34 protein-coding genes are annotated in these 23284 nt (G+C 52.6%); 29 read left to right on the top strand and 5 right to left on the bottom strand.

The genetic code is table 11. From position 1 onward, the window contains the following. Nucleotides 1-5 precede the first annotated feature (5 nt). The 27 genes from rplD to HPY30_07325 all read left to right on the top strand — a co-directional run bounded on the left by rplD (nt 6) and on the right by HPY30_07325 (nt 13536). The gene (gene rplD, locus HPY30_07455; GenBank protein ID QYZ65842.1) at nt 6-620 is read left to right on the top strand and encodes a 50S ribosomal protein L4; all 615 of its coding nucleotides are present in this window, start codon (nt 6-8) and stop codon (nt 618-620) included. Then, nucleotides 617-913 carry a 50S ribosomal protein L23 gene (gene rplW / locus HPY30_07450; GenBank protein QYZ65841.1) on the top strand — a complete coding sequence of 99 codons (297 nt, stop codon included), beginning with the start codon at nt 617-619 and terminating at the stop codon, nt 911-913. The genes rplD and rplW overlap by 4 nt, the downstream gene beginning before the upstream one ends. Before the next feature lie 23 nt (nt 914-936). Next, a complete protein-coding gene (gene rplB / locus HPY30_07445) occupies nt 937-1764 on the top strand; it encodes a 50S ribosomal protein L2 (protein QYZ65840.1) in 828 nt (275 codons plus the stop codon). 20 nt (nt 1765-1784) lie between these two features. After that, nucleotides 1785-2057 carry a 30S ribosomal protein S19 gene (gene rpsS, locus HPY30_07440; GenBank protein ID QYZ65839.1) on the top strand — a complete coding sequence of 91 codons (273 nt, stop codon included), beginning with the start codon at nt 1785-1787 and terminating at the stop codon, nt 2055-2057. 12 nt (nt 2058-2069) lie between these two features. After that, nucleotides 2070-2402, top strand: a complete 333-nt coding sequence (rplV, locus tag HPY30_07435; GenBank protein ID QYZ65838.1) for a 50S ribosomal protein L22 — start codon at nt 2070-2072, stop codon at nt 2400-2402. A gap of 18 nt (nt 2403-2420) precedes the next feature. Then, complete coding sequence (gene rpsC, locus HPY30_07430; GenBank protein ID QYZ65837.1) at nt 2421-3104, top strand: 30S ribosomal protein S3; 684 nt, start codon at nt 2421-2423, stop codon at nt 3102-3104. Between the two features lie 3 nt (nt 3105-3107). After that, nucleotides 3108-3521 carry a 50S ribosomal protein L16 gene (rplP, locus tag HPY30_07425; protein QYZ65836.1) on the top strand — a complete coding sequence of 138 codons (414 nt, stop codon included), beginning with the start codon at nt 3108-3110 and terminating at the stop codon, nt 3519-3521. Then, the gene (rpmC, locus tag HPY30_07420) at nt 3521-3721 is read left to right on the top strand and encodes a 50S ribosomal protein L29 (protein ID QYZ65835.1); all 201 of its coding nucleotides are present in this window, start codon (nt 3521-3523) and stop codon (nt 3719-3721) included. The genes rplP and rpmC overlap by 1 nt, the downstream gene beginning before the upstream one ends. Further along, entirely contained in the window at nt 3718-3978 is a 261-nt protein-coding gene (gene rpsQ / locus HPY30_07415) for a 30S ribosomal protein S17 (protein ID QYZ65834.1), read from the top strand. The genes rpmC and rpsQ overlap by 4 nt, the downstream gene beginning before the upstream one ends. A 53-nt stretch (nt 3979-4031) precedes the next feature. Beyond that, nucleotides 4032-4400 (top strand): 50S ribosomal protein L14, encoded by a 369-nt coding sequence (gene rplN / locus HPY30_07410; protein ID QYZ65833.1) that lies wholly within the window; start codon nt 4032-4034, stop codon nt 4398-4400. 10 nt (nt 4401-4410) lie between these two features. After that, a complete protein-coding gene (rplX, locus tag HPY30_07405; GenBank protein QYZ65832.1) occupies nt 4411-4731 on the top strand; it encodes a 50S ribosomal protein L24 in 321 nt (106 codons plus the stop codon). Between the two features lie 13 nt (nt 4732-4744). Further along, on the top strand, nt 4745-5284 hold the full coding sequence (gene rplE, locus HPY30_07400) for a 50S ribosomal protein L5 (GenBank protein QYZ65831.1): 540 nt from the start codon (nt 4745-4747) through the stop codon (nt 5282-5284). Nucleotides 5285-5292: 8 nt separating this feature from the next. Beyond that, nucleotides 5293-5598 (top strand): 30S ribosomal protein S14, encoded by a 306-nt coding sequence (rpsN, locus tag HPY30_07395; protein QYZ65830.1) that lies wholly within the window; start codon nt 5293-5295, stop codon nt 5596-5598. Between the two features lie 88 nt (nt 5599-5686). Next, entirely contained in the window at nt 5687-6082 is a 396-nt protein-coding gene (gene rpsH, locus HPY30_07390; GenBank protein QYZ65829.1) for a 30S ribosomal protein S8, read from the top strand. 13 nt (nt 6083-6095) lie between these two features. Then, the gene (rplF, locus tag HPY30_07385; GenBank protein QYZ65828.1) at nt 6096-6629 is read left to right on the top strand and encodes a 50S ribosomal protein L6; all 534 of its coding nucleotides are present in this window, start codon (nt 6096-6098) and stop codon (nt 6627-6629) included. Between the two features lie 9 nt (nt 6630-6638). Next, on the top strand, nt 6639-6995 hold the full coding sequence (gene rplR, locus HPY30_07380) for a 50S ribosomal protein L18 (GenBank protein QYZ65827.1): 357 nt from the start codon (nt 6639-6641) through the stop codon (nt 6993-6995). A gap of 12 nt (nt 6996-7007) precedes the next feature. After that, a complete protein-coding gene (rpsE, locus tag HPY30_07375) occupies nt 7008-7514 on the top strand; it encodes a 30S ribosomal protein S5 (protein QYZ65826.1) in 507 nt (168 codons plus the stop codon). A 3-nt stretch (nt 7515-7517) separates the two neighbouring features. Continuing rightward, the gene (gene rpmD, locus HPY30_07370; GenBank protein QYZ65825.1) at nt 7518-7706 is read left to right on the top strand and encodes a 50S ribosomal protein L30; all 189 of its coding nucleotides are present in this window, start codon (nt 7518-7520) and stop codon (nt 7704-7706) included. A gap of 1 nt (nt 7707) precedes the next feature. Further along, on the top strand, nt 7708-8142 hold the full coding sequence (gene rplO / locus HPY30_07365; GenBank protein QYZ65824.1) for a 50S ribosomal protein L15: 435 nt from the start codon (nt 7708-7710) through the stop codon (nt 8140-8142). Continuing rightward, nucleotides 8143-9495, top strand: a complete 1353-nt coding sequence (gene secY, locus HPY30_07360) for a preprotein translocase subunit SecY (protein ID QYZ65823.1) — start codon at nt 8143-8145, stop codon at nt 9493-9495. It begins immediately after the preceding gene. Between the two features lie 139 nt (nt 9496-9634). Then, nucleotides 9635-9748 carry a 50S ribosomal protein L36 gene (rpmJ, locus tag HPY30_07355; GenBank protein QYZ65822.1) on the top strand — a complete coding sequence of 38 codons (114 nt, stop codon included), beginning with the start codon at nt 9635-9637 and terminating at the stop codon, nt 9746-9748. A gap of 108 nt (nt 9749-9856) precedes the next feature. Further along, entirely contained in the window at nt 9857-10213 is a 357-nt protein-coding gene (rpsM, locus tag HPY30_07350; GenBank protein ID QYZ65821.1) for a 30S ribosomal protein S13, read from the top strand. Between the two features lie 34 nt (nt 10214-10247). Next, nucleotides 10248-10637, top strand: a complete 390-nt coding sequence (gene rpsK, locus HPY30_07345; protein ID QYZ65820.1) for a 30S ribosomal protein S11 — start codon at nt 10248-10250, stop codon at nt 10635-10637. A 15-nt stretch (nt 10638-10652) separates the two neighbouring features. Continuing rightward, on the top strand, nt 10653-11273 hold the full coding sequence (rpsD, locus tag HPY30_07340) for a 30S ribosomal protein S4 (protein ID QYZ65819.1): 621 nt from the start codon (nt 10653-10655) through the stop codon (nt 11271-11273). Nucleotides 11274-11294: 21 nt separating this feature from the next. Next, nucleotides 11295-12293, top strand: coding sequence for a DNA-directed RNA polymerase subunit alpha (gene rpoA / locus HPY30_07335; GenBank protein QYZ65818.1), 999 nt, complete (start codon nt 11295-11297; stop codon nt 12291-12293). A 49-nt stretch (nt 12294-12342) separates the two neighbouring features. Then, nucleotides 12343-12732 carry a 50S ribosomal protein L17 gene (gene rplQ / locus HPY30_07330; protein QYZ65817.1) on the top strand — a complete coding sequence of 130 codons (390 nt, stop codon included), beginning with the start codon at nt 12343-12345 and terminating at the stop codon, nt 12730-12732. Nucleotides 12733-12780: 48 nt separating this feature from the next. Beyond that, complete coding sequence (locus HPY30_07325; protein ID QYZ65816.1) at nt 12781-13536, top strand: SAM-dependent chlorinase/fluorinase; 756 nt, start codon at nt 12781-12783, stop codon at nt 13534-13536. Here the strand turns inward: HPY30_07325 and HPY30_07320 are convergent. Both HPY30_07320 and uvrA read right to left on the bottom strand, forming a co-directional pair. Next, nucleotides 13533-14606, bottom strand: a complete 1074-nt coding sequence (locus HPY30_07320; protein QYZ65815.1) for an IS630 family transposase — start codon at nt 14604-14606, stop codon at nt 13533-13535. The genes HPY30_07325 and HPY30_07320 overlap by 4 nt on opposite strands. A 118-nt stretch (nt 14607-14724) precedes the next feature. Then, on the bottom strand, nt 14725-17553 hold the full coding sequence (uvrA, locus tag HPY30_07315) for an excinuclease ABC subunit UvrA (GenBank protein ID QYZ65814.1): 2829 nt from the start codon (nt 17551-17553) through the stop codon (nt 14725-14727). 201 nt (nt 17554-17754) lie between these two features. Between uvrA and HPY30_07310 the strand changes: the two genes are divergently transcribed. After that, nucleotides 17755-19053, top strand: coding sequence for an MFS transporter (locus tag HPY30_07310; GenBank protein QYZ67946.1), 1299 nt, complete (start codon nt 17755-17757; stop codon nt 19051-19053). Nucleotides 19054-19169: 116 nt separating this feature from the next. Then, the gene (gene ssb / locus HPY30_07305) at nt 19170-19634 is read left to right on the top strand and encodes a single-stranded DNA-binding protein (protein ID QYZ65813.1); all 465 of its coding nucleotides are present in this window, start codon (nt 19170-19172) and stop codon (nt 19632-19634) included. Between the two features lie 163 nt (nt 19635-19797). Here the strand turns inward: ssb and HPY30_07300 are convergent, their stop codons facing one another. The 3 genes from HPY30_07300 to HPY30_07290 all read right to left on the bottom strand — a co-directional run bounded on the left by HPY30_07300 (nt 19798) and on the right by HPY30_07290 (nt 23068). Beyond that, nucleotides 19798-20352, bottom strand: coding sequence for a hypothetical protein (locus HPY30_07300; protein ID QYZ65812.1), 555 nt, complete (start codon nt 20350-20352; stop codon nt 19798-19800). A 1037-nt stretch (nt 20353-21389) separates the two neighbouring features. Continuing rightward, nucleotides 21390-21713: a sulfur globule protein CV1 gene (locus HPY30_07295; GenBank protein ID QYZ65811.1), complete on the bottom strand. Its 324-nt coding sequence runs from the start codon at nt 21711-21713 to the stop codon at nt 21390-21392. A gap of 155 nt (nt 21714-21868) precedes the next feature. Continuing rightward, the gene (locus HPY30_07290; GenBank protein QYZ65810.1) at nt 21869-23068 is read right to left on the bottom strand and encodes an NnrS family protein; all 1200 of its coding nucleotides are present in this window, start codon (nt 23066-23068) and stop codon (nt 21869-21871) included. Between the last annotated feature and the right edge of the window lie 216 nt (nt 23069-23284).

Genomic DNA, 23284 nt, shown 5'->3' with positions numbered 1-23284 from the left:
ATCTGATGGATCTGAATGTAACTTCTGCTGGCGGCGACGCGCAGGCGATCCAGGTATCCGATGATGTATTCGGTGCTGCGTATAACGAGGGCCTGGTCCACCAGGTTGTCACTGCCCACATGGCAGCGGCTCGGGCTGGAACCAAGGCGCAGAAAAATCGCGCGGCAGTTCGTGGCGGCGGTGCCAAACCCTGGCGTCAGAAAGGTACGGGTCGTGCTCGAAGCGGCACCATTCGCAGCCCCATATGGCGCTCCGGTGGTGTGACGTTTGCATCCTCCCCGCGCAATTTTGCGCAGAAGGTCAACCGTAAGATGTATCGTGGTGCGATTCGCTCTATTTTGTCCGAACTGGTGCGCCAGGAGCGCTTCGTTACCGTCAATGAGTTCGCTGTTTCGGCGCCCAAGACTAAAGAGCTTGCCGGCAAACTGAAAGAGATGAATCTGAAAGATGTACTGGTTGTTGCAGAGAATCCTGATGAGAATCTCTATCTGGCTGCGCGCAACCTTTATGGTGTCGATGTTCGCGATGTGAATGAGATCGACCCGGTCAGCCTCGTCGCCTATGAAAAGGTTCTGATGACTGAAGGTGCAGTGAAAAAGATTGAGGAGCGCCTGGCATGAACAATGAACGTCTTATGAAGGTTCTGCTGAGCCCACTGGTTTCTGAGAAGAGTGCAAACGCGGCGGATGCAAATCGTCAGTTTACCTTCGAGGTTGCCACTGATGCGACCAAACGTGAAATCGCCAAGGCGGTTGAGAAGATGTTTGATGTCGAAGTCGAGCGGGTCCAGGTGGTTAATGTAAAAGGTAAGGCCAAGCGATTTGGTGCTATGCAGGGTCGCCGTTCCGATTGGAAGAAGGCCTACGTTAAGCTCAAGCCCGGCAGTGATATCGACTTCGCCGGCGGCGCCTGAGTTAATTAAACGGGATTGGAATAATGGCAATCGTTAAAACAAAACCGACCTCACCAGGTCGCCGCTTTGTTGTAAAAGTGGTCAATACGGAGCTGCATAAAGGCGCTCCCTATAGCCCGTTGCTCGCAAAGAAGAGCAAGACTGGCGGTCGTAACAATAACGGTCGCATCACTACGCGTCATCGTGGTGGTGGCCACAAGCAGCGCTATCGTATTATCGATTTCAAGCGCAATAAAGAGGGTGTTTCCGCCGTCGTTGAGCGTCTTGAGTATGATCCGAATCGTACCGCGCATATTGCTTTGATTCGCTATGTAGATGGTCAGCGTTCATATATCATCGCACCCCACGGTCTTAAGGCTGGTGACGAAGTGCGTTCCGGTGCTGATGCGCCGATTGGCTTAGGAAACTGCCTGCCGCTGCGCAACATGCCGATGGGTTCGGTGGTGCATTGTATTGAGATGAAGCCGGGCAAGGGTGCGCAGATGGCACGTTCTGCCGGTGCTTCAGTTCAGTTGATAGCCCGTGAAGGTGATTATGCGACCCTCCGTCTCCGCTCCGGTGAGATGCGAAAGGTTCCCGCTGACTGTCGGGCAGTGATGGGTGAAGTCTCCAATCCTGAACATAGTCTCCGTTCACTCGGAAAAGCCGGCGCAACGCGCTGGAGAGGTGTTCGTCCCACCGTTCGCGGTGTTGTGATGAATCCTGTGGATCACCCACATGGTGGTGGTGAGGGTCGTACATCAGGAGGCCGTCATCCGGTTTCACCCTGGGGTATGCCGACGAAGGGTTATAAAACCCGAACCAACAAGCGTACCGACAAGATGATTGTTCGTCGTCGGAACCGTAAGTAATTAAATTAGGGGTTAGTGTCGTGCCACGTTCAATTCGCAAAGGCCCGTTTGTCGATCATCACCTGGCGAAAAAGGTGGAAGAGGCAGTAGCGCAGAATAATAAGCGCCCAATCAAAACCTGGTCCCGCAGGTCCATGGTTTTGCCTGAGATGGTGGGGCTTACCATAGCAATACACAATGGTCGTCAACATGTTCCGGTCATCATTTCCGAGAACATGGTTGGACATAAACTCGGTGAGTTCGCACTGACCCGTACTTATCGGGGTCATACTGCCGATAAGGCGTCCAGGTAAGAGGAATTCATAATGCAGGCAACAGCAAAATTGCGTCATGCACGTATGTCGGCCCAGAAGGGACGTCTGGTTGCAGATCAGGTTCGAGGGCTCCCAGTCGAGCAGGCGCTGAACATTCTTGCTTTCAGCAAGAAGAAAGGTGCCGTCCTGGTGAAGAAGGTTCTCGAATCCGCTATCGCCAACGCAGAGCACAATGAAGGGGCGGATATCGACGAGCTCAAGGTTGCAGTGATTGGTGTGGACGAAGGTCCAACCATGAAACGCATCAGAGCACGGGCGAAAGGCCGTGCCTCCCGGATTCTAAAACGCACCAGTCACATTACCGTGACTGTCGCCGACAAGTAACAGGTTAGAGAGGCCGATATGGGTCAGAAAGTACATCCTACCGGAATACGTCTGGGCATCGTTAAGGACTGGACTTCCAAGTGGTACGCGGATTCAAAGCAGTTCCCTGATCTGCTGAATATGGACCTTAAGGTTCGTGCATTCCTGAAGAAACGCCTGGCGCAGTCTTCGGTCAGCAGGATCCAGGTCGATCGGCCAGCCAAGAATGCCCACATTACCGTTCACACAGCCCGTCCTGGCCTTGTGATTGGTAAGAAAGGCGAGGATATCGACAAGCTGCGCGCTGTGGTATCCGACATGATGGGAATTCCGGTGCATATCAGCATCGAAGAGATCCGCAAGCCGGAACTTGATGCCCAGTTGGTCGCCGAGGGCGTTGCACAGCAGCTGGAGCGCCGCGTCATGTTCCGTCGGGCGATGAAGCGCTCGGTTCAAAATGCCATGCGACTCGGTGCCGAAGGTATCAAGATAAACATCGGCGGTCGCCTGAATGGTGCAGAAATTGCCCGTAGTGAGTGGTACCGCGAAGGCCGTGTCCCGCTACACACATTGCGCGCGGATATCGACTATGGTTTCGCTGAGGCGAATACCACCTACGGTATCATCGGTGTCAAGGTATGGATTTTTAAGGGCGAGGTTTTTGGTGGTGGCGAACTTGCTGAAGCTGCACCAAAAACGAAACCCGGCGCGAAGAGGTCGTAATCGATGTTGCAGCCAAAACGAACTAAATTCCGTAAACAGCATAAGGGTCGAAACCGTGGCCTTGCGGTCACCGGTAGCAGCGTCTCTTTTGGTGAGTTCGGCCTGAAATCAACAGGTCGCGGGCGTATTACCGCACGCCAGATAGAGGCAGCGCGTCGAGCCATTTCCCGTCATGTAAAGCGTGGCGGAAATATGTGGATACGGGTGTTCCCTGACAAACCAATTACAAAGAAACCTTTGGAAGTTCGTCAGGGTAAAGGTAAAGGTAATGTGGAGTACTGGGTAGCGCAGATCCAGCCCGGCCGCATGCTCTATGAGATCGAAGGTATTTCAGAAGAGCTGGCTCGTGAGGCGTTTGCGTTGGCGTCAGCCAAGCTGCCGGTTCCCACTACATTCGTGAAACGGACGGTGATGTGATGAATGCGAACGAATTGCGTGAAAAGTCCTCTGAGGAGTTGAACGTTGCGCTTGAAGAATTGCAGAAAGAGCAGTTCAACCTGCGTATGCAGAAGGGCACCGGCCAGTTGGCGCGTCCCGATCGTATGAATACGGTTCGTAAGGATATTGCGCGTGTTAAAACAGTTATGAATGAACAGAAATCGGGCAGCGCATCATGAGCGAACAGGCAGCCAGTAACCGCACTCTAGTTGGCCAAGTTGTCAGCAGTGCAATGGATAAGTCCATTACCGTTTCGGTTGAGCGTCAGGTGAAACATCCGCTCTATGGAAAATACATCCGTCGTTCCACGAAAGTGCATGCGCACGATGAGAGCAACGAATGCAACCAGGGTGATATGGTGATGGTCGAACAGTGCCGACCCTTGTCAAAGACAAAGAAGTGGCGGCTGGTAAAGGTTATCGAGCGCGCGAGCTGATCGGTAGGCAAAATATTTTGCCGACAGAGATTAATACTATTTAGGGCAGAACCATGATTCAGATGCAGACAAGCCTGAATGTTGCCGATAACAGCGGCGCAAAGCGGGTTCAGTGCATAAAGGTACTGGGCGGTTCGCACCGTCGATACGCCGGAATTGGCGATATCATAAAGGTTAGCGTGAAGGATGCGATTCCTCGCGGCAAGGTTAAGAAAGGCGACGTCTACAATGCAGTTGTCGTGCGCACGAAAAAAGGTGTGCGTCGTCCTGACGGTTCCGTGATTCGATTTGATACCAATTCTGCTGTACTGCTGAATGCTCAGTTGCAGCCGATTGGTACTCGTATCTTCGGACCCGTTACCCGTGAATTACGGAGTGAGCGATTTATGAAGATCATTTCGCTTGCACCAGAGGTTTTGTGAGGCGGCAGACATGGCAAACAAGATTAAGAAGGGCGACGAGGTTATCGTCGTTGCGGGTAAAGACAAGGGCAAGCGCGGGACCGTCATTCGCATGATGGAAAACGAGCGCATCGTTGTCGAAAATATCAACATGGCGAAGAAGCACACCAAGGCAAACCCTAATAAGGGTGAGCCTGGTGGCATTCTCGATAAGGAGATGCCTTTGCATATCTCCAACGTTGCCCTGTTCAATCCCGCGAGCGGAAAAGGTGACCGTGCCGGCTTCAAGACGCTTGAAGACGGCAAAAAGGTTCGAGTGTTCAAATCCAGCGGCGAAGTCGTAGATATCTGAGGCAAGTCCGGCAATGGCAAGATTACAGCAACAGTACACTGACACTGTTGTCCAGCAGTTGATGGACAAGTTTCAGTTCCAGAGCATTATGCAGGTACCGCGCATCACCAAGATTACCCTTAATATGGGTGTTGGTGAGGCCATAGGCGATAAAAAAATCCTTGAGTTCGCAGTGAACGATATGGAGAAGATTGCCGGCCAGAAAGCGATTATCACTCATGCCCGTAAGTCCATCGCAGGTTTCAAGGTCCGTGAAGGCTGGCCGATTGGGTGTAAGGTGACTCTGCGCAAAGAGCGCATGTATGAGTTTCTTGACCGCCTGATCAATGTAGCAATTCCGCGTATTCGGGATTTCCGTGGTATGAACGGGAAATCCTTCGATGGTCGTGGAAACTACAGCATGGGCGTGGCAGAGCAGATCATGTTCCCGGAGATCGATTACGATAAAATCGATAAGCTGCGTGGGCTTGATATTACGATTACCACCACTGCACGTACCGATGAAGAGGGACGTGCGCTGCTGGAAGCCTTTAAGTTTCCCTTTAAGAACTGAGTTTCGTTATGGCAAAAAAGAGCATGATTGCACGTGAGAACAAGCGTGCCCGCACCGTAGCCAAGTATGCAGCCAGGCGTGAAGCGCTGAAGGCTGTCATAAAGAATGCTGACAGCACCTATGAAGAGGTTGAAGCAGCCGTTCTCAAGCTGCAGAAGATGCCTCGCGATGCCAGTGTTTCCCGGAAACACAACCGCTGCCGGGTCACCGGTCGTCCCCATGGATTCTATCGTAAGTTCGGTCTTAGCCGTAACAAGCTGCGGGAAGCGGCTATGCGCGGAGATGTTCCTGGACTTGTGAAAGCAAGCTGGTAGAATACGCGGCTTTCTCAGGGCATTTCTGCCAGGATTAACTATATTTGGGTATCGCGTCGCAAAGACGGACTGACCCCAGGAGCTCGAAATGAGTATGTCAGATCCCATTGCGGATTTGCTCACCCGTGTCCGTAACGGACAATCGGCAAATAAGACTTCAGTCAGACTGCCGGCATCCAAGCAGAAAATTGCAATCGCCAACCTCCTGAAAGACGAAGGTTACGTGCAGGATGTCAAAGTGGACGAGAGTGCATCCAAGCCGACAATGGTTGTGGATCTGCGCTATTTCGAAGGGCGTCCTGTTATCGACCTGATTAAACGGGTAAGTCGTCCTGGTCTGCGCATATATAAAGGTTGCGGTGATCTTCCCAAAGTGCGTAACGGTTTGGGTATCGCAATCATCTCCACCTCGAAAGGCATAATGACCGATCGTGCTGCCCGTGCTACGGGACAGGGCGGTGAAGTCATCGCTGTCGTCGCGTAAGGGGTGTAAGAAGATGTCTCGTATAGCAAAAAGTCCAATTTCCCTACCGTCTGGTGTTGAGGTCAAGCTGGATGGTCAGAGTGTCTCTGTCAAGGGCCCTAAAGGCTCGATGCAGTTACTCGTGAACGACCTGGTGGCAATCAATCAGAATGATGGAGTTGTCAACGTCACTCCCAAGCAGGAAGACAAGTCTTCCTGGGCGATGGCCGGCACGATGCGCGCGCTCATTAACAATCTTGTTACCGGTGTCACGCAAGGGTTTGAGCGTAAGCTTGAACTCGTCGGTGTTGGTTATCGTGCTCAGGCCAAGGGTAAAGTGCTCAATTTGAGTCTCGGTTTTTCCCATCCTGTGGAATATCCGGTGCCGGAGGGTATTGAAATAGCAACACCCTCACAAACTGAGATTGTTGTCTCGGGTTCAGATAAACAGCTGGTTGGTCAGGTTGCGGCTGAAGTTCGTGCGTACCGTCCGCCGGAGCCTTACAAAGGCAAAGGCGTCCGTTATTCTGACGAACATGTGGTTCGTAAAGAAGCCAAGAAGAAATAGGGTTAAACGATGGATAAGAAACAATCTCGTCTACGTCGTAGTCGTCGGACTCGCGCAAAGATTCGTGAACTGGGCGTCCATCGTCTGGCCATTCACCGTACGCCAAAGCATATCTATGCGCAGGTCATTGCGCCTACTGGCTCTGAAGTCCTGGTGAGCGCTTCCACACTGGATAAGGGTGTTCAAGGTGAACTCTCAGGTGCGAGCGGTAACGCGGCGGCTGCCTCTGTAGTTGGTAAACATATCGCTGAAAGGGCGAAAGAGGCAGGTATCGAGCAGGTTGCATTTGATCGCTCGGGTTTTCGTTATCATGGTCGCGTAAAGGCCTTGGCTGATGCGGCGCGCGAAGCCGGTCTGCAATTTTAAGGGTTCGAGGTTATGGCAAATTATAATGCAAAGCCGGAAGGCGATGATCTGCTTGAAAAGCTTATTAACGTCAACCGTGTCGCCAAGGTTGTCAAAGGCGGTCGCCAGTTCGGCTTCTCTGCTCTGACCGTGGTTGGCGACGGAGAGGGGCGTGTTGGTTTTGGTACCGGCAAGGCTCGCGAAGTGCCGATTGCCATCCAAAAGGCGATGGAAACTGCTCGCAAGAACATGGTTTCCGTCAAGATGAACGGCAACACGCTGCAGTATCCTATAGTCGGCCGACATGGCGCCGCCAAGGTCTATATGCAGCCTGCATCTGAAGGTACAGGTATCATCGCGGGTGGCGCCATGCGTGCTGTCTTCGAGGTGGTTGGTGTGCAAAATGTGTTGGCGAAATGTATCGGCACGAACAATCCGATGAATGTAGTCCGCGCGACGATCAATGGTCTGAAAGAGATGGCTGATGCTGAGTCGGCTGCAGCCAAGCGCGGCAAGACTGTCGAAGAGATTCTGGGGTAACTCATGTCTGACAAGAAAATGATGCAGGTCACTTTGGTGCGCAGCATGAACGGACGTCTGGCCAGCCACAAGGCTTGTGTGCGTGGCTTGGGATTGCGCCGTATGCACCAGACGGTCGAAGTTGAAGACACGCCTTGTACCCGCGGTATGGTGAACAAGGTTTCCTATATGGTTAAGGTCGAGGAGTCCTGAAATGCGACTTAATGGTTTACAGCCTGCCGAAGGCAGTAAGTCTGTCAAAAAACGCGTTGGACGCGGTATTGGCAGTGGTCTCGGCAAGACCTGTGGTCGCGGCCACAAGGGACAGAAATCCCGCAATGGCGGTTTCCACAAGGTTGGATTCGAAGGTGGTCAGATGCCATTGCAGCGTCGGCTTCCCAAGGTTGGATTTCGCTCCAGGATCGGCATGGTAACCGCCGAAGTGCGTCTGAGCGAGCTGGCCAAGATCGAGGGCGAATCTGTTGACCTGGAGGCGCTGAAGAAGGCCGGTGTTATCACTAAGGTGATTCGACGTGCCAAGATCGTTGCTTCCGGCTCGATCGAACGCGCCGTCACCGTGAAAGGCATTGGTGTAACCAAGGGTGCTCGTGCCGCTATCGAAGCGGCTGGCGGCAAGGTCGAGGACTAAATGGCTGGTCAAGGCGCTTCCATGATGAACTCGTTGGGCGGCATGGGCCGCCTGACGGAGTTGCGACAGCGACTGCTTTTTGTTGCTGGTGCGTTACTGGTTTTTCGTATTGGCACGTTCATTCCTGTGCCTGGCGTAAATCCTGTTGCGCTTGCTGCGCTGTTTGAGCAGGCCCAGGGTTCGATCCTGGATATGTTCAACATGTTCTCCGGTGGTGCACTTGAACGTGCGAGTCTCTTTGCGCTTGGTATCATGCCCTACATCTCTGCCTCTATTATTATGCAGCTGATGTCGGCTGTTATCCCCACGCTTGAGCAGTTGAAGAAAGAGGGTGAGGCGGGGCGTCGCAAGATTACCCAGTACACGCGCTACGGCACTGTAGTGCTGGCAACATTTCAAGCAGTTGGCATCTCAATCGCACTGCAGAGCCAGACGGTTGGTGGAGAATCCGTCGTTGCCCAGCAGGGCTTGGGCTTTATTGTTACTGCCGCCGTCTCTCTGGTCACAGGAACAATGTTTCTGATGTGGCTGGGTGAGCAGATCACGGAGCGTGGTATCGGTAATGGTATCTCCATGATCATTTTTGCCGGTATCGTCGCGGGCTTGCCTTCGGCGATAGGTGGTACGCTTGAATTGGCCCGTACCGGTGAGTTGAATGCTCTGACGATTCTTTTCCTGTTCGTTCTGGCAATCGCAGTGACGGGTTTTGTCGTCTTTGTTGAGCGTGGTCAACGCAGGATTACAGTCAACTACGCGAAACGTCAGCAGGGCCGGCGTTTGATGGCGGCGCAAAGTACGCACTTGCCACTAAAGCTCAATATGGCAGGCGTAATTCCGCCGATTTTCGCCTCCAGTATCATCTTGTTCCCGGCAACGCTCGGGCAGTGGTTTGGCAATAGTGAAGACACGCGTTGGATCCAGGATATTTTTTCCAAGCTTTCCCCTGGTGAGCCGGTATATGTGATGGCTTATGCGTCAGCGATAATTTTCTTCTGCTTCTTCTATACGGCTCTGGTTTTTAACTCCAGAGAGACAGCGGACAATCTGAAGCGATCCGGTGCCTTCATTCCTGGTATTCGTCCAGGGGAGCAGACTGCAAAATACATTGATGGCGTGATGTCGCGCTTGACCCTGGCAGGTGCGATTTATATTACGTCAGTCTGTCTGTTGCCTGAGTTTCTGATCGTTGGTTGGAATGTGCCCTTCTATTTCGGTGGTACATCTTTGTTGATTATCGTGGTGGTGGTAATGGATTTCATGGCGCAGGTACAAGCGCACTTGATGTCTCATCAATACGAAGGTTTGATGAAAAAAGCCAACCTCAAAGGTAGTGGTGGCGGTTTGGTCCGCTGACATCATTGATTACATAACTATCTGTCAGCGATTGGTGACGGTGGTTCGCAGTTTTTGTTTAAATTGGCAGGTTAGCCCCGCCAGGCATGTGCAGCTTGATTTTTCCAGCCTGCACTAATGGGATTTTGGAGACAGGTTCATGAAAGTACGTGCATCGGTAAAAAAGATCTGCCGTAATTGCAAGATCGTTCGTCGCAAAGGTGTCGTGCGGGTCATCTGCAAAGAAGGCCGCCACAAGCAGCGCCAAGGCTAAAATCATAAGGTATATTGGTATTTCTCGCTTGATTTATTTAGCGCGGATGGGTACCATTGACCGCTTACGCTCAACGAAAGTCGCTTGAGAAGTTCAGGAGAATAAAGAATGGCTCGAATCGCAGGAGTCAACATTCCAGATCGGAAGCACGCAGCTATTGCGCTGACATCGATCTATGGCATTGGTCATACTCGCGCCGCAGAGATCTGTAAAGAGGTTGGTATTGAGCCTTCCATCAAGATCCAGGAGTTGAGCGAGGATCAGGTTGATGCAATTCGTGCCATCATCGGCAAGATCACAGTAGAAGGTGATCTGCGTCGTGAGGTTTCGATGAATATCAAGCGTCTGATGGATCTAGGTTGTAATCGCGGCATCCGTCATCGTCGTGGTCTACCGCTGCGTGGTCAGCGTACCAAGACCAATGCGCGGACCCGCAAAGGTCCACGTCGTCCGATCAAGCGTTAAGATTTACGCATAAACGAGTTCGCAGGAACAGATAATGGCAAAACCAACTGGCCGTTCCAAGAAGAAGGTCAAAAAGACCGTTACTGATGGCATCGCGCATGTACATGCGTCGTTTAACAACACCATCATTACCATTACCGATCGTCAGGGCAACGCCCTGGGTTGGGCCACTGCCGGCGGTTCCGGTTTCCGTGGTTCACGCAAGAGCACTCCATTTGCTGCGCAGGTTGCAGCAGATCGTGCAGGTCAGATGGTCAAGGAATTTGGATTAAAAAATCTTGACGTCAACGTCAAAGGTCCTGGTCCTGGTCGCGAGTCTGCCGTGCGTGCTTTGAACAATGCTGGATTCAAGATTACCAGCATCTCCGACGTAACCCCTATACCGCATAACGGTTGCCGGCCTCCTAAGAAGCGCCGGGTCTGATTCTGGAGTCGTATCATGGCAAGGTACATTGGTCCCAAATGTAAATTGAGTCGCCGCGAAGGAACAGATCTGTTCCTGAAGAGCCGCGTCCGTTCCTTAGACTCCAAGTGTAACATGGAGAAGGTTCCGGGCCAGAGTGGCGACCGTCGTCGTCGTGTCTCTGACTACGGTCTGCAATTGCGCGAAAAACAGAAAGTACGTCGCATCTACGGTGTGATGGAGCGTCAGTTTCGCAACTATTATAAGGCTGCTGCGCAGCAGAAGGGTGCAACCGGTGAGAACCTGCTGCAACTTCTAGAGTGTCGTCTCGATAACGTCATCTACCGCATGGGCTTCGGCTCAACTCGCTCCGAAGCGCGTCAGCTCGTCAGCCATAAGGCGATTGAGGTTAATGGCAGGATCGTTAATGTTGCTTCCTACCAGGTAGCTGCCGACGACGAGATAACGATTCGTGAAAAGGCCAAAAAACAGGTACGCATCCAGGGTGCGCTCGCATTAGCGGAGCAGTATGGTTTTGCTGACTGGGTTGAGGTCGATCCGAAAGGGATGAAGGGAACCTTCAAACGAGTACCCGACCGTGCAGATCTGTCTGCAGAAATCAACGAACAACTCGTCGTTGAATTGTACTCCAAGTAAGGTCTGTCGAGAGGAAGATTCATGACTGAAAGCGTTACGGAGTTTCTCAAGCCGCGCATTGTGAATGTGCAGCCGATCAGCGAGACCCATGCAAAAGTGACTTTGGAGCCTTTGGAAAGAGGGTTTGGTCATACATTGGGTAATGCGCTGCGCCGGATCCTGCTCTCCTCTATGCCGGGCTCTGCGATTACTGACGTTGAGATCCAGGAGGTCCTGCACGAGTACACCACGATTGAAGGTGTGCAAGAAGATGTGCTGGATATCCTTCTGAATCTTAAGCAGGTTGCCCTGGTGATGCACACACGTGAAGAGGCTACCCTGAAACTTCAGAAAAAAGGCCCCGGACCTGTGTTGGCAAGCGACATTACGCTTGACCATGATGTTGAGGTTTCAAATCCGGATCATGTGATTGCTAACCTGACCAAGTCGGGCGAGATCAACATGACACTGCAGGTTAAGCGTGGTCGTGGCTATCAGCCCGCCGCCATCCGTCAGGGTGCCGCTGGAGATGATCGCCCTATCGGCATGTTACAGGTCGATGCCTCATTCAGTCCTGTGCGTAGTGTCGCCTATTCAGTTGAAGCTGCACGTGTAGAACAGCGTACCAATCTGGATCGTCTGGTTATCGAGCTGGAAACCAACGGTACAATCGATCCGGAAGAGGCGATTCGTCGTTCAGCAAACATCTTGCGCGACCAGCTTTCTGTGTTTGTTGACCTGCAGGCCGAAGCTGCCGAGGCGACTGCCGAACCTGAAGAGCCGGCAATCGATCCGATCCTGCTGCGTCCGGTGGATGATCTCGAACTCACCGTTCGTTCGGCAAATTGCTTGAAGGCTGAGAACATCTTCCTGATCGGCGATCTGATTCAGCGTACGGAAGTCGAGCTTCTCAAGACGCCAAATCTTGGCAAAAAATCTCTTACAGAGATCAAGGATGTCCTCGCCCGCCGCGGACTCTCTCTTGGCATGCGCCTCGAGCGTTGGCCGCCGGAAGGCATCGATGATCAGTTTGTACACTGATCAGCTAACACCGAATTCATTAACTTTTAGATTTTAGGGAAGTCGATCCATGCGTCATCGCAAATCCGGACGGCAATTGAACCGTAACAGCAGTCATCGCCAGGCGATGTTTCGCAACATGACTGTTTCATTGATCAACCAGGAGTTGATCAAAACCACTCTGCCCAAGGCAAAAGAATTGCGCCGTGTAGCCGAGCCTCTTATCACCATGTCCAAGAGTGATAGCGTTGCCAAACGCCGCCTTGCATTCGCGCGCCTGCGTGACGATGCTGCGGTAGGCAAACTGTTCACTGACCTTGGTCCGCGTTACAAGGATCGTCCAGGTGGTTATCTGCGTATCCTTAAATGTGGCTATCGTGATGGTGACAAAGCGCCGATGGCATTTGTCGAGCTTGTCGACAGGCCTGTTGAAGAAGAATCGAGCGAAAGCGAAGATTAATAAAAAAGCCGGGTTTAACCCGGCTTTTTTATTGCCTGCCGTCCCACAGTGCCTAAGCTTATTGCCACACTTACCGACTTTGGTGTGACCGGTCCCTATACCGGACAGATGCATGCCGCAATCCTGCAGCATTCAGAGCAATCCCGCATTGTCGATCTGATCTCCGACCTGCCACGGTTCACTCCTGAACTTTCAGCTTATCTCATCCCAAGATTAACGGATCACTTTCCCGTTGCAACGGTGTTTGTTTGTGTAGTCGATCCAGGAGTAGGTGGCAGTCGTCTGCCGCTCATGGTGGAGGCAGATGGAAAATGGTATGTGGGGCCGGATAATGGCCTGCTTGCGCTGGTTGTGCGCAGGGCATCCCAATGCAGAATCAGGTCGATAACCTGGCGACCAAAGGTGCTCTCCAATAGTTTCCATGGAAGAGACCTCTTTGCACCAGTGGCTGCGAAAATTGTCGATGGTGAATCAGTTCAGGGAGACTCCCTGACGAATACTCAGATAATGGGTTGCGGACTTCCGGACGACCTGCCAAAAATTATCTATATTGATGGCTTTGGTAACTTGGTTACCGGCATGCGTGCTGCTGCTGTCGACGAGGCTTCAGTTATTGTGCTGGAAAATCAGAGAATCAACGCTGGATCGATCTTTAGTGAATGCCCGCCGGGAGAGCTGTTCTGGTATGTGAATTCAATGGGATTAATTGAGATTGCGGTCAATCAAGGTAGTGCCCGGGAGCGCTTTAATGCTGGGCTTGGTGATCCGATAGCAATCACAGGCCCTAGTGGGACATGCGGTTAATTCTGTAATGATTTCTTTGCACGCCCAACAGCCGCCAGAATGTGGCTGGCAGGTTTAGTCCATTTAAAGGGTTTTGCGCTCTCCCTGTTATGAACCTTGATGAACCGCTCCAACTCAGTCTTTAGTTCTGGAACGCTGGTGAACACCCCTCGGTATAACGCACGTCGCTCAAGTTGCGAGAACCAGCCTTCCACGGCATTGAGCCATGATGAACTGGTTGGCGTAAAATGAAGGTGGATGCGCGGTCGGGAGGCCACCCATTCTCGAACAGCCTCTGTCTTGTGAGCACTCAGATTATCCATAATGATGTGCAATTCTCGGTCTGCACGCGTGCGTCTATCAAGTAGTTTCAGAAAAGATAGAAATTTTTTGCTGTTCGTTCGATCCGAAACTTTGCCAATCACTTTTCCAGTCAGTGTGTTAAATGCAGCATAAAGACTGGTGGTGCCGTGTCTTTTGTAATCATGAGTGCGACTGCCGATCCGGCTCGGATTCAATGGTAGTCCAGGTTGGGTACGATCCAATGCCTGAATCTGCGTCTTCTCATCCACGCTGAGAATAACTGCATTCTCAGGAGGATTCATATACAGACCGACAATATCAATGACTTTATCAGCGAACTCAGGATCATTACTGATCTTAAACGTTTTCAGCCGGTGTGGACGCAGATCTGCAGCCTTCCAGATCTGACGAACCTGCCAAGGTGTCACTTCTGCGTATCGAGACATTAACTCGATGCTCCAATGTGTAGATTCCTGTGGAATTCTTTTTGTGGTCAGAAATAGAACTTTGTCGACAGTCGCCTTGTCTATGACCGTAGGACGTCCGCAACGGACTCTTTCAAGTAGTCCATCAACGCCTTCGGCCTCAAATCGATTTCGCCAGCGGTGCACTGTCTTCGCTGATGTCCTTTGGGCAGTTGCAACTTCCATCGGTGTCATCCCTTCACTGAGTTGTAAAATAATCTTGGCTCTCATGATCTGGCCATGAGGAAGGGTTGTTGATCGGCACCACTCTTTTAAAATCCCAGCGGCTTTATCAGTAATCTGAAATGTCTTAGGTAAACGCATTCCATATTTTACACCGTTAACGTTTTAGTTACATTATTTTACGCATGGCCCACTAGTGTGCCTGATCAAGTGTAGCGGATCGGGCAAAAGTTGCCGGTTCGGTTGCACTTGAACCGGCCTACCGTTTTCGCTCAAGCAATGGTTTCAGATAGCGGCCGGTATGGGATGCGGCTATACTCGCCACGGATTCCGGGGTTCCGGTCGCAATAATCTCACCGCCTTTATCCCCCCCTTCCGGTCCCAAGTCGATAACCCAGTCGGCAGTCTTGATGACGTCGAGATTGTGTTCGATGACTATTACGGTGTTGCCGTGGTCACGTAGGCGGTGGAGCACTTCCAGCAGGTGTTTTACGTCATGAAAATGGAGCCCGGTTGTCGGTTCATCAAGGATGTAGAGCGTATTGCCGGTATCGCGTTTCGATAGCTCACGGGAGAGCTTGACCCGTTGTGCCTCACCGCCGGAGAGTGTGGTAGCGTTTTGTCCCAATGAGATATAAGAGAGGCCGACATCCATCAGAGTCTGCAATTTTCTCTTGAGGGACGGGACTGCGTCGAAGAACTCAAGTGCCATCTCCACAGTCATGTTCAACACTTGGTCGACAGTCTTTCCCTTGTATTTGACTTCAAGGGTCTCGCGGTTGTACCGCTTTCCTTTGCAGATATCACACTGCACATAGATATCGGGCAGAAAGTGCATCTCCACCTTGGTGACGCCATCGCCTCTGCAGGCTTCACAGCGCCCTCCTTTGACGTTGAAACTGAAGCGTCCTGGTGAATAGCCGCGCGCGCGGGATTCAGGAGTGCCGGCAAAGAGTTCACGGATCGGGGTGAAGAGGCCGGTGTAGGTGGCTGGATTAGAGCGGGGAGTGCGCCCAATAGGACTCTGGTCGATATCCACCACTTTGTCGAAGAGGTCTAGGCCAAGCACCTCGTCGTGTGGTGCCGGGGATGTGTTGGCCCCGTTTAAAACGGCAGCGCAGACAGGGTACAGGGTGTCGTTGACCAGGGTCGACTTGCCGGAGCCGGAGACCCCTGTGACACAACAAAAGGTGCCGACCGGGATGGAGAGATCGACCGACTTCAAGTTGTTACTGCGTGCTCCGGTTACCTGAAGTTGCCGCTCGGGATCGCTGGGTGTGCGTGAGTCAGGAATCGCTATCGACTTTACACCGGCAAGATATTGGCCGGTGAGTGATTCGGTGTTTTCTGTGATCTGTGCTGCCGTGCCTTCAGCAATGATTCGGCCTCCATGCACCCCGGCACCGGGTCCGATGTCTACCACGTGATCGGCCATGTGGATCGCCTCTTCGTCATGTTCAACAACGATGACGGTGTTGCCCAGATCACGCAGATAGTTGAGCGTTTTCAGCAGACGTTCATTGTCCCGCTGATGCAAGCCGATAGAGGGTTCATCCAAAACATACATGACACCCACGAGGCCTGCGCCGATCTGGCTTGCGAGACGGATGCGTTGCGCTTCCCCGCCGGAGAGCGTTTCTGCACTGCGGTCGAGGGTCAGATAGTCGAGGCCCACATTGGCCAGAAAACTGAGTCGTTGCTCTATCTCACTCACTATTTTGGAAGCGATCTTTCCTCGCTTGCCGGGAAGTTCCAGAGTAGAGAAGAAACCGAGAGCCTTGCCTATGGGTAGTGCTGTCAATCTCGGCAGATTTTGATCCAGGATAAAGATGTGACGGGCTGCTTCATTGAGACGCGTACCGCCACACTCAGGGCAGGATTGGCTTGATATATAGCGTGCAAGCTCCTCGCGCACCGCGTTGGATTCGGTCTCCCGATAGCGGCGTTCCATGTTGCGGATGATACCTTCGAAGGGGTGGGTCTTGGTGGTGGAGCGGCCCCGTTCATTGAAGTAGCTGAACTTGATGGACTCCCGCTTGCTGCCGTAGAGAATAACTCTGCGTGTCTTTTCCGGCAGCTCCTCCCAGGGTGTTTCGGGATCAAAATCGTAGTGGCGGCCCAGAGAGGTGATCATCTGGAAGTAGTAGGCGTTGCGGCGGTCCCAGCCCCGCACAGCACCGCCAGCCAGAGGGAGTTCGGGGTGGGCGACCGCCTTCTCCGGGTCAAAAAACTGCTCTACTCCCAGGCCGTCGCAGGTGGGACATGCCCCCACCGGGTTGTTGAAGGAGAAGAGACGGGGCTCCAGTTCCGGCAGGCTATAGCCGCACTGTGGGCAGGCGAAGCGGGAGGAGAAGACCAGTTCTTCGCCGCTCTCATCCATCCAGGCGATCCGGGCAAGGCCGTCGGAGAGATGGAGTGCGGTCTCAAAGGACTCTGCAAGCCGGTTTGCCAGATCGAGGCGCACTTTGAAACGATCCACTACGATTTCAATGTTGTGTTTCTTGTTGAGCTCCAGCACCGGTGGTTCATCAAGCTCAAAGATCTCGCCATCGATACGGGCGCGGATAAAACCCTGGGCATGCATCTCCTGCAGCAGCTTGTGGTGCTCCCCCTTGCGCTCGGAAATTACCGGAGCCAACAACAGCAGGCGGCTGCCTTCAGGCAGGGAAAGCGCCTGGTCCACCATCTGGCTGACCGTCTGTGCTTCGAGCACGCTATCGTGTTGCGGGCAGCGTGGGGTGCCGGCGCGGGCAAACAGCAGACGCAAATAGTCGTAGATCTCGGTAATGGTTCCGACGGTGGAGCGCGGGTTGTGAGAGGTGGTCTTCTGCTCGATGGAGATGGCCGGTGAAAGTCCCTCGATATGGTCCACATCGGGCTTTTCCATCAGCGACAGAAATTGCCGTGCGTAGGCAGAGAGTGATTCCACATAACGTCGTTGGCCCTCGGCGTAGATGGTATCGAAGGCCAGGGATGATTTACCGGAACCAGACAAACCGGTGATGACGATCAGCTTGTCACGGGGCAGATCGAGGTCGATATTCTGCAGGTTGTGGGTACGGGCCCCACGAATTCGGATTGTTTCCATCTTTTGTTTCGCGGCTCTGAGGCCCGTAAAACCGCATTTTCAGCGGTGTGCATCTATTTGGGCGAACCTGCTACTATACGCGCTCTTTTTAGTGAGTGGCAAAGTGGATCAGTTATGACAAAAGCAGGGGATGGTGCATCGGGCCTGAACCCGGTTGAGCGGCGTGCAGCCTTTTCTCTGGCAGGAATATTTTCCCTGCGCATGCTGGGTCTGTTTTTGATTCTGCCGGTTTTTGCCCTCTACGCCGAAGATTTGGCAGATGTGACCCCCTTGCTGGTTGGTGTGGCCATTGGTGTTTATGGTCTGACCCAGGCTGTGTTGCAGATTCCCTTCGGCATGCTTTCCGATCGCGTCGGTCGTAAACCTGTGATCATCGCCGGCCTGCTGATATTCGCGTTTGGCAGCGTGGTGGCTGCATCTGCCGATGATATTTGGGGCATCATTCTTGGACGCGCCCTGCAGGGTGGCGGGGCGATAGCTGCGGTTATCATGGCGCTGGCCGCTGATCTCAGCCGCGAGCAGCGGCGCCTGCGCATCATGGCGATTATCGGCATGAGCATCGGTTTCGCCTTTGCGGTATCCCTGGTGTTGGGACCCGTGCTCAACAGCTGGATCGGCGTCCCAGGTATCTTCTGGTTGACTGCCGGGCTTGCCCTGAGCGGGATTTTGGTGGTTTTGTTTGTGGTACCGACACCGGCGAAGAGCGTGTTTCATCGCGATGCAGAGGCCGTGCCGGGGCAGTTTGGCAAGGTGCTGGCGGAGCCGGAACTGTTACGCCTCGATTTTGGTATCTTTGCCCTCCATATGATTCTTACCGCGCTGTTCCTGGCCTATCCGCTGGTCCTGCGCGATCTTGGGTTGGTCAGTGAGAGTCACTGGATAGTCTATCTGCCGGTGATGTTGCTGGCCATGGGGGCGATGGTCCCCTTTATCATTGCCGCAGAGAGCAAGCAGCGGATGAAATCTGTATTCATCGGTGCCGTTGCGGCGCTGATGCTGTCCCTGTTCGGACTCTATCTTCTCAAGAGCAGTCTGATCGGCATGGCAGTGGGGCTGCTGGTCTTCTTTACCGCGTTCAACCTGCTGGAGGCGACGCTGCCATCTCTTATCGCCAAGATGGCGCCGGGTGAGCGCAAAGGCACGGCGATGGGTGTCTACTCCAGTTCCCAGTTCATCGGCGCTTTCGGTGGTGGCTTGCTGGGTGGCTGGGTGCATACTCGGTTCGGTATTGAAGGGGTCTTCCTCTTCTGTGGTGGGGTTGCCCTGCTCTGGCTATTGATCGCGCGGGGCATGAGCGACCCGAAGCAGCTCAGCAACTTCCTCCTGCCGGTCGGCAGTATGGATCTACAACAGGCCAGCCTGCTCGAAGGAAAGCTGACCGAGGTTGATGGCGTGTCTCAGGCAGTTGTCATCGTCGAGGATGGTATCGCCTATCTGAAAGTGGATTTGGCCTTATTTGATGAATCTACGCTGGATCCCTATTGTGTCTCTGAGGCATAAATCAGTTATTCTAGACCCCACCCCTGTTTTTTTGGAGCAGGGGAGTTGAACCCATCAAATTTATACAGCGCTCCACAGGCAGGGAAGCTGCAAATCTTGGAGTCTAAGGAGGAAAAATGGCAAGAGGAATCAACAAAGTAATCCTGATCGGCAATCTGGGTAAAGACCCCGAGACCCGTTACATGCCTAGTGGTGGAGCTGTTACCAATGTCACAGTGGCAACGTCCGAAAGCTGGAAAGACAAGAGTACAGGCCAGCAGCAGGAGAGAACCGAGTGGCATCGCGTGGTAGGCTTCAACCGCCTTGGTGAGATCATGGGCGAGTATCTGAAAAAGGGCTCCAAGGTCTATATCGAAGGCAGTCTGCGTACCCGTAAGTGGCAGGGGCAGGATGGTCAGGATCGCTATACCACAGAGATTGTGGCCAGCGAGATGCAGATGCTCGACAGCCGGGGTGGTGGCAGTGCCTCTTTCGATAGCGCACCTGCACCACAACGGTCGGCCCCGTCGCAGCCGCAAGCATCCGCGCCTGCAGCTGCGCCGATGCCCGATAATGATTTTGATGACGATATTCCGTTCTAAAACATAAACTGTCACAGGGCCCGCTTTTCGCGGGCTTTTGTTACTGGCGGCTTGCCCATTCGATAAAGCAGACCTGTCCGGGATGACAACCCGCCTGGGTAGGTTGGGTTAGGCTCTCTTTTGGGCCGCAACCCAACAATATGCGCTGTCCCCTTTTTGCTTGCTAAAAGGGTAACTGTATCTCTTTTGCCTTCTCCATGATTTCGATAGCCGTCTCCAGGTCAACCTGATCCGGGTTCTCTGGTGGCTGCGCTTGTAGTTGTTCATAGAGTTCAGCCTGTTCCCATGTCTGATGATTTCCATGTTCGTCCTGGACGTAAGCCGCCCATGGAATGAACTTTGTAAGGGGGAACACCCGTCCTTCCTGTGGTGAGATATCTACATTCAGCCCTGATATGAACAAGATCTTTTTATTATTGTAGGTGGGTTCCTGAAGGATGGTTCGAAAGGCCCGGTCAAACTCCACCTGGGTGTTTGCCTGTGCAGCCGTGAGTGCAGGCCATTGTGATGTAACAATATAGGGCATGACGTCGATAAGGTTTTTCTCCAGATGATCCCGTCCCTCACCATGCTGGCTGATTTCCCGTTTATAAAAGAAAAGGTCGGGATGCAGGCGGTCGCCGATCGATTCACCGTGGCTCGGTTTCCATTCATAATCTTCAAGATATTCGAGCAAAGTCGGCGAGGCGGAAAAAACCTTTGCGGTGCTTTTTGACATTTCCGGTATTGGATGACCTTGAGAGTCAACTTTTACAATTTTATCTAACTTGAGCAACAGGCCCTCGTTGCGATCTGCATGCAGCATCAGATTGTCTACAATAACTTTGTGTTTGCCGTTTTCTGGTAGAGAAAAATATTGTTGCTCGCGAACTCATACTCGCGAAGATACCAATCCAACGCCCCACAGATTTTTCCGCAGTTGGAGGTCTCACTTGTCTTTTCTGTCTGTAGTCTGCGATAGACCCCAAATTTTCCATTGCCATGATTAAATGGGAAGGAGCCGAAATGTTTTGCAATCAATATTATCGGATACCTCTGACATCTGATAGGCGCCTAAAAGACTTGAAATTAAGCCGGTGGTTCCGTACATGCTAGTACCCCAATTTAAATAATCATCAATTATCGTGAATGCCACAGTCTGTTGCAGGTGTGGTTTTTAACAACCCTGAATTGGATTGCTTACAACCAAAAGTCTGACTCCGACATTATATCGGAGATTATTGCTTCAAGACTCGCTCGCATCGCCCCGCAGTTTTCAGCGTAGTGATGCCGTTATTATTAACTTCCGCCAAAAAGCTAGGATCTATGCAAGAGCCTTGGCTGCAATCTCATACAGTAACAACGTACCCTCCTTCGCTTCGGTGTACCTGTATGGGCACCTTATCTGGTGACTAAAAAGTTCATTGGCCGGAAGATCCTTCCGGGAATTGGCTGGATCATGTAGGTGGGGGCTTTGGTGTGCAATTTCCAGCTGACGCTGAAAAATAACGTACTGGTTGAAAAAGGAGGGTCAATTACGGCTGTTTGACGATTCGATGGGTGATTATGGGGAAGGATTGCAGGCGTATGGCAATCAGCTGGCCAGCATTTACTATGGATTCCTGGAATCTGGCTTGAAGAAGATGTCGGTTTGGATTTATTGCAGGGTGGTGGAAAATAGAGGCCCTAAACGCACACAGGCGGACAAAATGTCCGCCTGTGTGGATTGGCACATGTGATGTGCCTTCGCTAACTGTCAGCGATCACCAAAGGTGATTACTTGGCAGGAGCGGCAGGTGCTACAGGAGCAGCAGGTGCAACAGGTGCGCCGTAAGGAGCGTAGCCGTAAGGAGCGCCGTAACCGTAAGGAGCGCCGTAACCGTAGTAGTCATTGTAACGGTTGTAGCCGCGGCCATAGCCAGAACCACGAGCACTTCCGCTCATACCGAAGCTGAAGTCACCAGAACCGTCGCCCCAGCCGTCACCGAAACCATTGTTGTCCCAACCACGGTTACCCCAAGGACCGCCCCACCAGGCAGAAGCAGAAGCGGAAGCAACGATCAGAGCAGCAGCTGCTGCGGCTTTAACAATCTTAGACATTTTTGTAATCCTCATGGATGTTTGTTTGAAAACCTTTTGAAAGCGGTGCTGCTGCCTTCTGGTACAAAAGAATATTAGTAATTTATTAAATAGTCAACAGTAAATAATTCTATCGAATGTGTGACTGCATAGTATTTAACTATAATCTTTATCGGCTAGCCCGGACGACCATCTATACGAGGCCTCAAAAGTACCGGCAGATAGAAGAGGATGAAGAGCAGGAAGCAGAGCACCCACAGCCCCCCTGAGAGCTGTATCCAGAGGCCGTATTGGTTCGGAGCAACATAGGGAGCGAAAACACGCAGCACAACCGCAAGGTTGATTGCAATGAAACTGAGTTCCACCAGTCTGGGTGGCTGCAATGAACGCCCCGTGTGTCCCAACGCTACCCTGGACATCATGCCAAGGGTCAATATCCCGACAGCACCGGTGGTGAGTGCATGAGTGGCAAGGTTCGCCGGGAACAGTTCCAGGCTGGCCAGCGAATTCAACAGGAAGCCCAGGGCAAACCAGGCAAGGCCGGTAAACAGCACCCAGAGAATCGGTACCTGCCAGATGCCGGGGTGGTACCAATCGATAAGGCGCCAGAGCTGTGAAAAGGCGACGGTGAGCGCCAGGATACCGAGCAGCCAGGGATTGGGGAAAAGCAGCTCGGCAAGTGTCCAGAGGATGATTGCGCCAAACGCCAGGCGCTCCCGGTTGCGATTAAATCGGGGTTGAGAGCCGGTTACGGCCTTCTCTGTGAAGAAGGGGAGCACCCGTCCGCTGACTAGAATCAACAGCAACAGCACCGTGTTAAGCATCAGGTCATTGCCCTGGGTTGCTGTCTCAAAGAGATGAAGTGACTGGGCGTGTACCAACAGATTAGCCAGAGTCATGACGCCGATCATTGGCAGAAAAACACGGTTGATCTTGTTTTGTGCCCGCATCAAGGGGCCGTAGAGCGCCACGGCAAAGAGCGGCAGAAACACGAGATCACTAATCGCAATCACGGGATTGGGCAGAATGGGGATGAAGGGCGCCAGCCGTCCAGCAAGCCAGACAAGAGCGAGTATGGCAAGGGGTTTGCCGATTAGCGTGTCGATGCCGGTCCAGTTGCGTACAGCGGTCAGCAGGAAACCTGCGATCACTGCACTGGTATAGCCGAACAGCATTTCATGACTGTGCCAGCTGATCATCCCATAGTAGCCGGGGGCCGGAATGTGGCCTGTCCAGATTCCGAGCCAAGAGCCAAGGATGAGCACGGCGCCAAGACCGGCGAGGATAAAAAATGGCCGGAATCCGAGTGCAAATGGGACGAGACTGTTGCTGTTGTCTGGTGTTGGCGGGCGTTCGCCGAGTTGAATAACTGCCATGATGCCTGTCGATTTTCAAAAGCCGAAGCATAAATGGCGCACTATAGGTTGGCATTGACGATTATCAAGCTGCCATTAATGGGGTTTCTGATATGTGTGGGTGTTCAGCTGAGAAGCGTGTAGGCACGATCAAGCGCAGCGGATCGGGCGCTATTGAATTGACAGAGCGGATGCGGTTGCCGGTTCCGCTGCGCTTGAACCAGCCTACACCTTACA

Source organism: Gammaproteobacteria bacterium (ex Lamellibrachia satsuma) (assembly GCA_019623805.1).
Lineage (GTDB): Bacteria > Pseudomonadota > Gammaproteobacteria > Chromatiales > Chromatiaceae > QGON01.
This window is presented reverse-complemented; position numbering and strand designations above follow the sequence as displayed.